We start from the raw sequence: 13,802 nt of genomic DNA on the forward strand, positions 1-13,802 counted from the left end.
GAATATGTTGAATCAAAATCTGGTGCAGCAGCTCGTAGACAAAGCCGTCGATATCGCTGGAAACAACGATCAAGCTATTGCAGTAAGTGTATGTGATACACACGGTGAACTGTTGGCATTTTTGCGAATGAATAACGTGAGTGTGCAAGCGGGGCTGTTGGCACAAAACAAAGCTTATACCTCAGCTAGAGATAGACAACCGAGTGGTAACTTGGGCAAGAGAGACAGGAAAAGACTTGAACTACTGGACCGACTCTAGGATCACAGGTTTCAAAGGCGGTGTTCCAATTGAACATCAAGGGCAGGTGATCGGCGCTATAGGTATTAGTGGATTGAGTGAAGACGACGATGAGGCATTAGCTGAGAACGTGATTCGGTTGGTGCTTTAAGTTCTACTTTTTACATCGTGGCTCTGAGATAAGACAGATAATAAAAAACCGATGCATGGGCATCGGTTTTTGTCTATTTGGCTTTGGATTCAGAATTAAGCGTTCGCTTGTTCCAAATCTTGTTGCTTGTCTTTCTTACCTAATAGGCGACTTGTAATCGTACCGGCTGTCATCGCACCAGATACGTTAAGCGCTGTACGAGCCATATCGATAAGTGGTTCGATAGAGATAAGCAGTGCTGCAATTGTTACTGGCAGACCCATGGCTGGCAGTACGATAAGTGCTGCGAACGTTGCACCACCACCTACACCTGCGATACCGAAAGAACTCACTGTAATGATTGCAATTAGAGAAAGGATGAAGTTGATGTCCATAGGGTCGATGCCAACCGTAGGTGCAACCATCACTGCTAGCATTGCAGGGTAGATACCCGCACAACCGTTTTGACCAATTGTTGCACCAAAAGAAGCAGATAGGTTAGCAATTGCTGGTGGCACGTTTAGCTTCGTGATTTGAGCTTCAACGTTCAGTGGAATCGTTGCTGCAGAACTACGCGAAGTGAAAGCGAACGTTAGAACAGGCCAGATTTTTTGGAAATACTCTTTTGGGTTTACGCCAACAAAAGAAACCAACACACCGTGAACAACGAACATCAGCAGAATTGCAACGTAAGACGCTACGATGAAACCAAGTAGGCTTAAAATGTCAGAAGCGCTTGATGTTGCCACTACTTTCGCCATTAACGCTGCGATGCCGTATGGCGTTAGTGCCATGATCATCTTAACTAAGCGCATCACGATAGATTGAGCCGCTTCAACGAACGTACGAATTGGTGATTCTAGCTCTTCTTTCTCTGCCATTACTTTACGTGCAGCAATACCCGTTAGCACACCAAAGATAACAACCGCGATGATAGATGTAGAGCGAGCACCCGTTAGGTCTGCAAATGGGTTAGTTGGAATGAAGCTAACCAGCATTTGTGGAATCGTTAGATCCGCAACCGTACCAATGCGGCTTTCTAGTGTTGCGATACGCGCTGTTTCGCGAGCACCTTCTGTTAAACCTTCAGCAGATAGGCCAAATGCTTGAGTCACAACAATACCTACAATCGCAGAGATTGCCGTTGTCGCAAGTAATACAGAAATCGTGATGCCAGAAATTTTGCCCAGTGAACCGCCTTTCTCAAGTTTCACTACTGCAGCAATCATTGAAACCAATACTAATGGCATGATCACCATTTTCAGTAGGCCAACGTAACCACGACCGACAATGTTTACCCAGTCTAGCGTTTCTTTGATAACAGGATTACCTTCACCAAATAGCAACTGAAGGCCAAGACCAAAAGCACTACCGAAAACTAAACCTAATAGAACCAAGCGCGACAACGTGTTTTCTTTTTTCTGCTGTCCGTAGAGAAAGAAGAGGATACCAGTGAATACCGCTAAGGCAGCGATAGCTGAAAATGACATTTATTTTCCTTATGAATTTCTTTGAATCGATAGGGCGCTTAGATATATGGGCGCAAATACTGTTAGCTACAGTAGCGACCTGTAACAAAACGTAAAATAAGGAAAAGTAATTAAATAGAACAATAGGTAATATCCACTGAATGGTATGAGTGGATATTCAACATTATGGTGAATAGGTGAGCTTTTTAGCGATATTTTGCCAATAAATTGAGCATGTCGCTCGACGAGTAAATTTCGATATTTTGGAAATTATTTTCGAACAATCGGAACAACATGACCTGAGCGACATCTTTCGATTGAATAGGGCGTAGGTTTTTGAATTTCCCAAACATAAAAGGCGATAGAAGTGGAAACACGCTTTGTAGCAGTTTTTCGTCGGCTCTTGGTTCTTCTCGTTCGCCAACCAATGGCCCTGGACGCGCAATGAACAGTTGCTTGAAGCCGATACGCTTTAAGTTCTGCTCCATTTGACCTTTGCATTTGAGGTAAGGTGAATAGGAATCGACCGATGCTCCATAGCTTGATACGACCGCGACCCTTTGCACTCCCAAGAACTTCATCGATTGTGCGACTTGGCTGACAAGCTCAACATCTACCTTTCGTAATGCTTCTTTCGAGCCTGCCTTTTTCTTGGTGGTACCTAAGCAGATCACCCCTAAGTTGGGTGTGGTTTTGGTTTCGTCCCAACTGGTGACTTGCAGAGCACTGTGAATCAGCGTGTGGAGCTTTTCTGAGTGGAACTGTGGATCGAGCGCTCTTCGGGACAAAGCGTAAATGTGCTCTATTGCAGGCTCGTTGATAAGCAGGTTCATCACATGACGACCAATTAGCCCGGTAGCACCAGCCACTATGATTGATGTCTTATCTCCAGAAATGCTCATAACTATCCCTAACGTTTACGTAAGTCACTGTTTCAATTTAAACCTTCTTGATCAATGACGAAAATTTGTTCGCTTTTAATGTGAAGGCACGTGCAAATTAGATACGAGCGATTGGCATTAGCTATAGGAAAGTCGTGTTGTGGGAACAAAAAAGCCCGCGTATACGGGCTGAAAGAGATTTGGCAAAGAATGTTCGTAATAGATTTTCAAGTTAAGGGATTAACACCCGTCATAGAATTTATTGATTGTCAGATCGCCAATGTTGATGAGTTGGGTTTGATCTAATGTGTAAGACCTAGTGAATTGAACAAAACAGTTATAGCCCTTTAGCTCTCTAAATTGCCTTTCTCTGCCCGTGTAGACTATGAGGGTTGGGTTGAATTTTGGCCCATAGCTGAGCAACTGATAGTCATCAGTCTGCATCGCGTTTTTGATAATGTTTGAATCTAATGCAATAGCGCCCCATCGAATCCATTTATCTTGGTCCGGCAATTGCGCGAGCTTTTCATTCTCTAGACCTTCAATAGTTGCTTTGCCCATGACTACTTTATTGGTTGCGTTGAAGGCTCCAATGAACCCATCGAGAGTGGCTATGGTTGCATCAGACTTGATGTTCAAAAAGCGCGGTGCTGCTGCCACAGCGATAATGCCTAAAACAGCGATCACGGCGACTAACTCGATTAATGTAAAGCCTTTGTTCTTCATAAATCCCCTTAATGATTAATGGGGCGATACTAACAACTAGGGTTCGAGAGTAAATAAACTCTAGTCACTTATAAGCTTATGAAATGTAAGGCTAAGTTTACGGAGTGTGACAAGTGAGCCAATGCTTGGTTTTTGGGTGGCGGAATGGCTTTAAAATGAACTGATTGTCTAACTATTGAGATTTTAATGAGCCAATGAAATCTTGTGTTGATATGATTTAAAAACTCAAAACCCCAAAAATAACAAAGCCCGTTGGGCGACGGGCTTGTTACTTTCTTCGCAAATTTTAGGTGAAGGACAATGGGATTTTCCTTACCTTTTTGCTCGTTTTCTTGCTTGATTTATTTGGTTTTCTTTTGCTTGAGTTTGGAATCATCGTACCTCCTAAATCAATTTACTGAGCTTTACTTTTTTCAACCGGTTGTGTTGCTTGGTGTTGCATTTTGTAGCTAACAGTGTGGGTGTTCACTGTATGGGTACTTATCAATGGAGAGATTAACAAGTACTGTAGATAAAGCATAAAGGGTGCCAAAACGTAAGTTATTGATTCTTTGTTGTCATGGCTAACGAAGTACAATCTGTTAGTCTTTTTGATTCTCAAATTGAGAAAATGTCGGTTTAAACTGCTTAAATTAAGAACATCCTCTCCGCTTTAGTTGATATAACGATAGATACAGCCTCGCTTAACACGTAAACTAAATCGTAATCCCCATAGACCAAGGATGTGCTATGAACCTCAAGCTAGATACTCTCGCTCCTACTCAGATTTACCACCTGATGACGCAAACCGTTGTCCCTCGCCCTATCGCGTGGGCATTAACGGAATCTGCTGACCAAGAATACAATTTAGCGCCTTTCTCTTATTTCACGCCTGTTTCAAGTAACCCGCCACTGCTGATGTTATCGGTCGGGAAGAAGCCATCGGGAGAAATCAAAGACACCACTCGTAATGCCCATGAGACGGGTAAGCTAGTTATACATATTGCATCGTCGAGTTCAGCTGAAGTGATGACCGCGACTGCAGCTACTCTTGAGCATAATGAGTCAGAAGTAACCGCGAATAACATTGAATTAGTTGAATTTGAGGGTTTTTCCTTTCCGAGAGTGAAGCAGTGCGCTGTGGCTTTTGGTTGCACACTCTACGAGGTCAAAGAGGTGGGTGAAGTGCCACAAAGCCTTATCTTTGCGCAAATTGAGCAGGTGTATATAGCTGAAGAGGTGATCGATAAAGAGAGCGACCGCCTGAAGATAGATGCGCTCGCACTGGATCCTTTATCTCGACTAGGTGGTGGTGAATACGCCACGCTATCCAACGTGTTCTCTGTAACTCGTCCTAAGTAAGCGTTATTCAATTGAGCTTCAACCGGATAATAACGCTAAACCCCATTCTGTAATCTAAGTACCAATAATTTTATGTTAGATACCAAATACTCACAGCAAATCCAACACCGTATTGATCAAAAAACTAAGCCGCTTGGGGCATTGGGTTTACTCGAAAAAGTTGCCTTTCAATTAGCATTAATTCAGAGCCAAGGACAAGAGTCGGCGGTCGAACATATCGAATTGAACAAGCCGAGCATCATTATATTCGCAGGTGATCATGGCATCGCTGACGAAGGTGTGAGTATTGCGCCAAGTGCCGTCACGCAACAGATGGTCTTGAACTTCCTAAATGGTGGCGCGGCGATCAACTGTTTCTGTGCAGTGAACAACATCGACATTACGGTAGTCGACACGGGCATCCTATTGCCAGTTGAAGCTGATTCATCAATGCTAGTGTCACAACGTTTGGGTACACGAACCAATAACTTTGCCAACGAAGCCGCAATGAGTTTAGAAACGGTAGAACGTGGTATTGAACTGGGCGCGGAGCTTGTATCTAGAACCATTTCGAATGGCACGAACATTGTCATGTTCGGTGAGATGGGTATTGGCAACACCAGCAGCGCGTCTGCGATTTTAAGTGCGCTAGCAAACCGAACAGCGACAGAGTGTGTTGGTTTAGGAACCGGCATCAATAACGAACAACTCGCATGTAAAGTGGCGCTGGTTGAACAAGGTGTTGCGCGCTGTAAAGGGCTCGATCCTAAATCGATTTTAGCTCAAGTCGGTGGTTATGAGATCGTGCAAATGGTGGGTGCTTTCCTTGGTGCTTACCAAAACAGAACGCCAGTATTGGTCGATGGTTTTATTGTGTCAGTTGCGGCGTATGTTGCGACCTTGATTGAGCCTAACTGTCGCGATTACATGATCTTTGCGCATCGCTCTGAAGAGTCTGGACACAAAATTTTACTAGACCTGCTCAATGCTGAGCCATTGCTCGACCTTGGTTTAAGGCTAGGTGAGGGGACAGGCGCAGCACTGGCGATGCCAATCCTTCGAGCTGCGGCAGAGTTTTACAACAATATGGCGAGTTTTGAGAGCGCTGGAGTCACAGTTTAATGGGTGATACGCCAGAAAGATCGTTAAAAGATCGCGCAACTTATCAATGGGAATTGTTTTCGTTAGCTATGGGTTTCTTTTCTCGTTTGCCGATGCCAAATAATACGCCCTATTCAGAAGAGCGTATGAACCGCTCAGGTCGCTACTTCTCTACTGTTGGCTTACTACTCGGTGTGTTGTGCGGTGGGGTGTTTTTATTGCTTGATGCTGTACTACCAAGTGCCATTGCCATCTTTTTGATGATGAGTTTCAGCTTGATGCTCACCGGTGCTTTCCATGAAGACGGCTTGACCGATATGGCGGATGGCATTGGTGGTGGCATGACGCTCGAACGCCGTTTGACCATCATGAAAGATAGCCGAATTGGCACTTATGGCGCATCTGCGTTGATAATGGCGCAGCTTGGTAAGTGGGTGCTGTTGAATGAATTGGTCAGTATGGCCGGATTGTTCATGGTCATTGTAACGGGTTACACCTTTAGTCGTGCGATTGCGGCATCCCTTATTTACGACATGCCTTATGTCAGCGATTTGGATACTAGCAAGAGCAAGCCTCTCGCCAATAAGCAAACTAAGGGCGAACTTGTCTTTCTTATGCTGATTGGTTTGTTGCCGAGCTTGTGGTTTGGTTTGGCGTTTACGTGTGTATTGGCATTCGTCGCTTACGTGTTCAGGGTGGGATTCAAAAAGTGGCTCATCGCGCGAATCGGTGGCTTCACAGGCGACTGCTTGGGCGCTGCTCAACAGTTAATGGAACTACTGATTTACATCGTGTTTGCCGCGGGTTTTTATAACGGCTTTATGTAACGTATTCAGGGTATTATAGGCCATACATGACAACGAAAAATCAAGCGTATCAGAGTCATCGACATCTTGTTTTAGGTGGCGCACGCTCGGGTAAGTCGAGCTTTGCAGAACAACAAGCATTATGTGCGCTCGAAGCATGTTCAAATGGTCGTTTGCATTACATTGCGACCGCTACGTATCTGGACGATGAAATGCGTGAGCGAATCGCTCATCATAAAGATCGTCGTGGTGAAGAGTGGATAGAACATGAAGTACCTGTCGAATTAGCCGCTAAACTGCAGTCATTCAAGAAAGACGATGTGGTACTGATTGATTGTTTAACACTATGGCTCAATAACATCATTTTCGAACTGGGTGATAATGCAACTAATGCCCAGGTTGAGGCTGTGATTGAATCTTTGGTTGTAAGCGTAGAGCATAGCCCAGCACAGATCATCATGGTATCGAACGAGGTGGGGTTAGGGGTTGTTCCTCTAGGGAAAGTATCGCGCTTATTTGTTGATAATGCTGGTCGCATGAACCAAGCACTCGCTCGCGTTGTCGAATATGTCACTCTGATAGCCGCGGGATTGCCACTACACCTTAAGCCTTCAAATCACTCTATCAACGCCCAAGGCTAGGTTACTGATATGGTCAATGGAACCACTAAAAACATCTATTTGCTCAGACATGGCAAAGTGGAAGGGAAAGCTGCACTAAACGGTGTCTCTGACGTATTGGTCAATCCGGAGCTTCAACAACAGATTTGTGATGCTCTTGTACATCAGGATATAGCAGTTGACTCTGTCACTACTTCACCGTTGAAGCGCTGCAACGACTTAGCTAATTTGTATGCGGAGCGCATGTCTGTGCCTTTGTCTGTTGCTCCTGAATTTCAAGAAATGAACTTTGGCGAAGTGGATGGTATCGCATTTGATGAGCTTGAAGACAAGTGGGCAATGCTCGACACCTTTTGGCAAGACCCATCGAACCATAAGCTCAATGGTGCAGAAAGTTTACGGAGCTTCCACGAAAGAGTAACTCAAGCTTGGTCGCAACTTTTGAACGATCCAAGTGACAATCTATTGTTGGTTACTCATGGTGGCGTTATTCGTATGTTATTGGCGCATTGCCTTGATATTGATTGGAAAAATCCGAGTCTGTACTCAAAGTTGTCGATCGAGAATGCATCGATAACCCATATTCAAGTCACTCAGTTCGCGCAAAGCTTTATCAGTGTTAAAGCGATAGGGCTGCCTGTACTCTGAGTGCTAAAGCACAGTTATAACAAACAACTTATTAAACCTATAAATAGAAAAGATAGAAGTATAAGGCGGTATCCATAACCGCTGTACCAGATTGGTACTACTACCTACGTGAAAGGAATTTAGTCATGACAACACCTAGTTGGGATTTAAGCATTGCTTACCGCGGTCTTGATGATGCAAAAATTGAACAGGACATTGAACTGATTCAACAGTGTATTGAGCTGTTACACCTACATGTTGAAAAGCGCCACATCATTTTGGCGATGCAAAATGCCATCCAAACTTCAGAAACGGCTGGCACATTACTTAGTACTATCAATACCTTTGCTAATTGCCACGCGTCGGTGGATGCAACACACACAGAAGCAAAAGCGTTGCTTGGCCGTGTTGCAAAGCTGAACTCTGAAATGTCACAAGCGTTTAGTCCATATGAAGATACTTTGATTCACGCAGAGCCCGAGTTTATTGATGCTGTTTTAGAACACGAGAGCGCAGATGTTGCAGGCCAGCGCTTTGCGATTGAGAGCTCACGTAAATTAGCCAGCAGCCGACTCAGCGTTGCAGAAGAGCAGTTATTAGCAGCGATGAAAGTCGATGGTCGTGATGCATGGGGGCGTTTGTATGACAACCTAACCGGTTCTTTGAAACTATCGCTAAAACTTAATGGTGAAGAAGAAGCGCTTGGTTTCTCGCAAGCCGCGAGCTTACTTTATGGCAGTGAATTCGACAAACAAGAACCAGCATGGCGCGCTGTTCAGGGTGCCATGAAGACTCACCAAGAGTCATTTGCTTCGATCTTAAATGCGCTGGCAGGTTGGCGCCTGACTGAAAATAAAAAGCGTTCGAAAATCAGCGATGTACATTTCTTAGATCCTAGCTTGCATGGCAGCCGCATCGTGCCTGAAACATTAGACACTATGATGTCTGTCGCTAAAGCGAATCGCGAAGTAGGTCAGAAAGCGGGTCTACTAATGGCAAGAGTTCACGGCTTGGATGAGATGAAGCCCTGGAACCACTTAGCAGCGATGCCACCACTGGGTGACACTGAATCTAAGGTTTACCCTTTTGACGAAGCGATAGAGGTAATCAAAACCGCTTTTGCTGAAGTGAATCCAGAGATGGCTGAGTTTGTCGCTTTAATGGTTGAGAATGGTTGGATTGATGCCGCACCAGCAGCCAACAAACGTCTAGGCGCATATTGCACTAAGTTTGCGGCCACACGCACACCACTGGTGTTTATGACATGGAGTGGTAGCCGATCTGATTTAATGACATTGGCACACGAGCTTGGTCACGCGTTCCACAACTGGGTAATGAAAGATATGCCGTTGTGTAAGACACGTTACCCAATGACGCTTGCTGAAACCGCCTCTATTTTTGCTGAAAATATCGTGCGCGATTATTTACTTAAACAAGCACAAACACGTAATGAGAAACTTGAAATGCTATGGGAAGAACTCTCTTCTTCGTTAGCCTTGATGGTGAATATCCCAGTTCGTTTTGAGTTTGAAAAAGCGTTCTATGAGCAGCGTGAAAAAGGTGAACTGACGGCTAAACAACTGTGCGACTTGATGGAAAGCACTTGGAAAGAGTGGTACGGCGATGCAATGACTGAGGCCGAACCTTACTTCTGGGCGAGCAAGTTACACTTCAGTATTTCTCAAGTGAGTTTCTACAACTACCCATACCTATTTGGCTACCTGTTCAGTAAAGGCGTATACGCTCAACGTGATGCGAAGGGCGAACAGTTCTATGGCGACTATGTGTCTTTGTTGCGAGACACAGGCAGCATGATGGCGGAAGAAGTGGTTCAAAAACATCTTGGAATGGACCTGACTAAAGCCGATTTTTGGCAACAAAGTATCGACATGGTCAAAGTTCAAATCGATGAATTTGAAAGATTGCTCAATCAGGAAGATTAATTGATCTCAATCTGTTCATGGTAGGTCAGAGTCGTGTTAGCTTACGTGGCTCTTATCTTGCTGAACTAACCTGAAGTAACGAAAAGTCGCTTTAAATGAGAAAGTTATTTGGCACAGGCCTCGGTTTGTTAATAAGCAGGAAATATAAATATATGGGTAGTATTTGTGAGTGATAACGGAGTTTCTATTGATAAGTGCGATCCTAGCAACACAATTTCTATGTACAATTTATTAACATACGGCCGTGCAATTAAGGAGTAGCGCATGACGAAGACCCTATTTCGCCAATCATTTCTTTTTGACAGCCTAGATCTTGAGCAAGAAGTGTTTGCAGGACAGACCGTACTGAGTAACGGTGTTCAAATTAAGCTTCATCAACGTGGTGTATTGGAAGTCATTCCCGCGGATTACAATTCTGAAACCAAGAACATCATCTTTTCAAGCGGTGTACATGGCGATGAAACGTCACCAATGGAGCTGATTGATAAGCTCGTTGAAGATATTGAAACAGGCTTTCAGGCAGTGAACGCTAGATGCTTGTTTATCATAGCTCACCCAGAAGCAACCAACGCGCATACCCGTTTTCTTGATGTGAATATGAACCGTCTGTTTGATGACAAACAGTACGAAAGTAATCGAGAAGTGGATATTGCCCAGAACTTAAAGTTTCTGGTGACAGAGTTTTACAAAGAAACCAAGCCAGCAACTCGCTGGCACTTAGATCTACACTGTGCAATCCGTTTATCTAAGCATTATTCATTTGCAGTGAGCCCTAAGGTTCGCCATGAAGTACGAAGTAAAGAGTTATTCGACTTCATCAACAGTGCTCACGTTGAAGCCGTGTTACTGTCGAATGCACCAACCAGCACTTTCAGCTGGTACAGTGCTGAGAACTTCGAAGCGCAAGCTCTGACAATGGAACTTGGGCAAGTTGCGAGAATCGGTGAGAACCAACTGGATAAACTAACCGCTTTTGATTTGGCCATGCGTAATTTAATCGCGGAAGTAGAGCCAGAGCATCTGCCTAAGCCAACCATTACTTATCGCGTTAGCCGCACTATTGTTCGCTTACATGATGATTTCGACTTCATGTTCTCAGACTCTGTAGAGAACTTTACTGCCTTCAAGCACGGTGAAGTCTTTGGTCATGATGGTGACAAACCATTGATGGCGAAGAACGAAAACGAAGCGGTGGTGTTCCCTAATCGGAATGTTGCTATCGGTCAACGAGCAGCATTAATGGTGTGTGAAGTGGAAACGCGATTCGACCATGGTCAGTTGGTTTACGATTAATCAGTAGAAGCGCTGACGCTTCGTTGAATAACCGCTCAACTGGTTGAAATATCAAGGTTCACATTACGGTGTGAACCTTGAGTTTATTTGGGGATACAGGTAAGGTTACGCGAACAATTTCAAAGTAGCTTGATATGGATTTCCAACAACTTCTTCACCAAAAACAGCGTAAATGGACGCGAGCCATTTATCTGATGGCAGTACTGCTTATCGCGCTGAGTGCTATTTACCTAATGGTTGGCGATCTTTTCATTTCCCCTCTGGGCACCTTGTCCACATTAGAACAAAAACTACTGATTGATTTACGCTTACCTCGATTGCTAGCGGCTATTGCCATCGGGGCAGGGCTAGCTGTATCTGGCGCAAGCTTACAAGTCTTGTTAGGTAATGTATTAGCAGAGCCGGGTGTGCTCGGCATTTCTGGTGGTGCAAGCCTCGCCATGGTGATTGTGTTGTTCTTCTTGCCGTTTGCTCCTACCCCTGAACTTTTCATGGTCGCTGCGGTGTTAGGGTCACTCTGCTTCACAGTGATTCTGGTGAGCATGGTAAAAGCAATGCGGCTTACCACAACCAAGCTGCTGTTGGTGGGGGTAGCATTAGGTATTCTTTCTGGCGCGATGGTGACATGGGCATTCTATTTCAGTGATGACATGAGCCTTCGTCTGCTGATGTACTGGTTAATGGGCAGTTTAGGCGGCGTGACTTGGTATCAACATTCGCTGACATTAGTGATGATTCCCGTGATTATCTGGTTGTGTCTGCAAGGCAGCAAGCTCGACAAACTGATGATTGGTGAGACCCATGCGGCGCAACTCGGCGTGAATGTGCCTAAGTTACGTTGGCGCTTAATCTTCGCAGTATCCATTTTGGTAGGCTGTGCAGTGGCGTTGGGCGGTGTAATCAGCTTTGTTGGTTTGGTTGTGCCACACTTACTGCGTTTAGCAATTGGTACCGACAACAAATATTTACTGCCTCTGTCTGCCGTTGCGGGGGCTGCGCTGCTGGTGTTTGCCGATATTTGCGCACGAACTTTACTCGATTCTGCAGAATTACCTTTGGGTGTGATGACCACAAGTATCGGTGCGCCTATCTTCATTTGGATGTTAATTAAAAACCATGATTCAAATTAAGAGCCTGAGCGTCGGCGCTCGTTTATTACCACTATCATTTGAGCTCAAGCCGGGCCAAGTGACTCATGTTATTGGGCCTAATGGCAGTGGTAAGAGTACTTTGCTGGAAGCTATTTCGGGTATTGGTGATAGCTATAAAGGTGATATCAAGCTCGATGAGAAAGACCTATCTGACTTATCATTACAGGACCTATCATTGCACCGTGCGTACTTGTGTCAGAGTGCAAGACCGGCTTTCAACTTAGAAGTATTCCAATACCTAGCATTATCGCTACCAAGCTCGTCACAGGGGCTTGATACTGAAATCAACACAGCCTTGGAAGAGATAACTCAGATGCTCGACATTGCGGATAAGCTTCATCGCTCAATCCAAGCTTTGTCAGGTGGTGAGTGGCAGCGGGTTCGATTGGCGGGCATGTGTCTGCAAGTTTGGCCAACACTTAACCCATATGCGAAGTTACTGATATTAGATGAGCCAGCGGCACCGTTAGACATTGCGCAAGAGGCGTTACTCTATAAGCTCATTGAAAGAGTGGCGCAAAAGGGTATCGCCGTAATCATGGCAAACCACGATCTTAACCGCACCCTAAGACACGCCGACCAAGTGCTACTGCTCGACAAAGGCGTTTTACAAGCTTGTGGTACTGCGGGCGAAGTACTGACTCCAGAACAACTTGAGTCTGTATTCAACACTCAAGTGAAAAGTGTCTCAGTGGATGATCAAACTTACCTTATATTTGAGTAAGTGGATCTTTGAACAACCAACTGTCCAGAAACATTAAGTGTTCAAACATAAGGAGTTTGTGTGTTTCGATACATTCAACGACGTAGAATTAAAAAGGTGATTAAGCTTCTTTCAGCCAAGATGGTAAAGAGCTATGGAAGCCGTGATTTTTTCTCTATCGGACAAGTAGAAACCAGCTCTAAAGACCTGAGTAAGCGCCAACAACGCATTGCTTTGGCTCTGTTTGCTGATCCACAAGATCTCAATGCTGAATTGGCGACCGATATTCAATTACTACGAACAGATGTGTCGAATGACTTCTTCGCTGGCGAGGACTACAACGCACGCGATATTCTGAATCTTCTGGGAGGTAGTGGTTGGAAGGGCGGACGCATGGACGATGATATGTCGCATCGTATGGGCATGAATAGCCGTTACTAAAACCATATCACTCATTTCTCTCTTACTGTTCTCGTTAAAATCGTTATTTTGACGAGCAAGTCCTTGTCAAAAATTCTCCACTCTTTAAACCCTACCGATTAAATAAGGTTCATCGCGGCTTTCCGGGGAAAGCCGCTTTTATCTTCAAGAAGAAGTAGTCTGTATCTCGATACCCATACCCCATTCGCTTGATTAACTTTATTTTGTTGTTTATCCCTTCCAATGTGCAGGTGTTGAGCGGATAACTTGCCGATCCAATAATACCGTGAAGATAAGGCCTCAGTTTTCGTGCGAACTCTTTCAATGGCTTAATTCCACTTTCTTGCACTTGTGCCCACCATACCTCCCAGAGC

14 protein-coding genes and 1 pseudogene are annotated in these 13,802 nt (G+C 44.7%); 11 read left to right on the forward strand and 4 right to left on the reverse strand.

Going from position 1 to position 13,802, the window contains the following annotated elements; genetic code table 11:
- Nucleotides 1-4 precede the first annotated feature (4 nt).
- Nucleotides 5-389 (forward strand): annotated as a pseudogene (locus L1D55_RS22345) (heme-binding protein).
- A gap of 95 nt (nt 390-484) precedes the next feature.
- Here L1D55_RS22345 and L1D55_RS22350 read toward each other — a convergent pair.
- From L1D55_RS22350 to L1D55_RS22360, 3 genes are all read right to left on the reverse strand, one after another.
- Complete coding sequence (locus L1D55_RS22350) at nt 485-1,858, reverse strand: L-cystine transporter (RefSeq protein WP_171367112.1); 1,374 nt, start codon at nt 1,856-1,858, stop codon at nt 485-487.
- 185 nt (nt 1,859-2,043) lie between these two features.
- Nucleotides 2,044-2,739 (reverse strand): NAD(P)H-binding protein, encoded by a 696-nt coding sequence (locus L1D55_RS22355; protein ID WP_239918897.1) that lies wholly within the window; start codon nt 2,737-2,739, stop codon nt 2,044-2,046.
- A gap of 219 nt (nt 2,740-2,958) precedes the next feature.
- Complete coding sequence (locus L1D55_RS22360) at nt 2,959-3,444, reverse strand: type II secretion system protein (RefSeq protein ID WP_239918898.1); 486 nt, start codon at nt 3,442-3,444, stop codon at nt 2,959-2,961.
- Between the two features lie 729 nt (nt 3,445-4,173).
- Here L1D55_RS22360 and L1D55_RS22365 point away from each other — a divergent pair.
- From L1D55_RS22365 to L1D55_RS22410, 10 genes are all read left to right on the forward strand, one after another.
- Entirely contained in the window at nt 4,174-4,785 is a 612-nt protein-coding gene (locus tag L1D55_RS22365; protein WP_239918899.1) for a flavin reductase family protein, read from the forward strand.
- A gap of 72 nt (nt 4,786-4,857) precedes the next feature.
- A complete protein-coding gene (gene cobT, locus L1D55_RS22370; protein WP_239918900.1) occupies nt 4,858-5,886 on the forward strand; it encodes a nicotinate-nucleotide--dimethylbenzimidazole phosphoribosyltransferase in 1,029 nt (342 codons plus the stop codon).
- Nucleotides 5,886-6,692, forward strand: coding sequence for an adenosylcobinamide-GDP ribazoletransferase (locus tag L1D55_RS22375; RefSeq protein ID WP_239918901.1), 807 nt, complete (start codon nt 5,886-5,888; stop codon nt 6,690-6,692). Before cobT ends, L1D55_RS22375 begins: the two co-directional genes overlap by 1 nt.
- 26 nt (nt 6,693-6,718) lie before the next feature.
- A complete protein-coding gene (gene cobU / locus L1D55_RS22380; protein ID WP_239918902.1) occupies nt 6,719-7,312 on the forward strand; it encodes a bifunctional adenosylcobinamide kinase/adenosylcobinamide-phosphate guanylyltransferase in 594 nt (197 codons plus the stop codon).
- Nucleotides 7,313-7,321: 9 nt separating this feature from the next.
- Entirely contained in the window at nt 7,322-7,939 is a 618-nt protein-coding gene (locus L1D55_RS22385) for a histidine phosphatase family protein (protein WP_239918903.1), read from the forward strand.
- Nucleotides 7,940-8,064: 125 nt separating this feature from the next.
- Nucleotides 8,065-9,861 (forward strand): M3 family oligoendopeptidase, encoded by a 1,797-nt coding sequence (locus L1D55_RS22390; RefSeq protein WP_239918904.1) that lies wholly within the window; start codon nt 8,065-8,067, stop codon nt 9,859-9,861.
- A gap of 264 nt (nt 9,862-10,125) precedes the next feature.
- Nucleotides 10,126-11,154, forward strand: a complete 1,029-nt coding sequence (locus L1D55_RS22395; RefSeq protein ID WP_004741837.1) for a succinylglutamate desuccinylase — start codon at nt 10,126-10,128, stop codon at nt 11,152-11,154.
- Between the two features lie 134 nt (nt 11,155-11,288).
- Nucleotides 11,289-12,284 (forward strand): vitamin B12 ABC transporter permease BtuC, encoded by a 996-nt coding sequence (gene btuC, locus L1D55_RS22400; RefSeq protein WP_239918905.1) that lies wholly within the window; start codon nt 11,289-11,291, stop codon nt 12,282-12,284.
- Nucleotides 12,271-13,029 carry a vitamin B12 ABC transporter ATP-binding protein BtuD gene (gene btuD / locus L1D55_RS22405; RefSeq protein WP_239918906.1) on the forward strand — a complete coding sequence of 253 codons (759 nt, stop codon included), beginning with the start codon at nt 12,271-12,273 and terminating at the stop codon, nt 13,027-13,029. Before btuC ends, btuD begins: the two co-directional genes overlap by 14 nt.
- Before the next feature lie 60 nt (nt 13,030-13,089).
- On the forward strand, nt 13,090-13,449 hold the full coding sequence (locus L1D55_RS22410) for a DUF6559 family protein (protein ID WP_239918907.1): 360 nt from the start codon (nt 13,090-13,092) through the stop codon (nt 13,447-13,449).
- Between the two features lie 109 nt (nt 13,450-13,558).
- Here L1D55_RS22410 and L1D55_RS22415 read toward each other — a convergent pair.
- Nucleotides 13,559-13,802 (reverse strand): transposase (locus L1D55_RS22415; RefSeq protein ID WP_239918908.1); only part of this gene is annotated, 244 nt, incomplete at its 5' end.

This window comes from Vibrio sp. Isolate22 (assembly GCF_022398115.1).
Classification (GTDB): Bacteria; Pseudomonadota; Gammaproteobacteria; order Enterobacterales; family Vibrionaceae; genus Vibrio.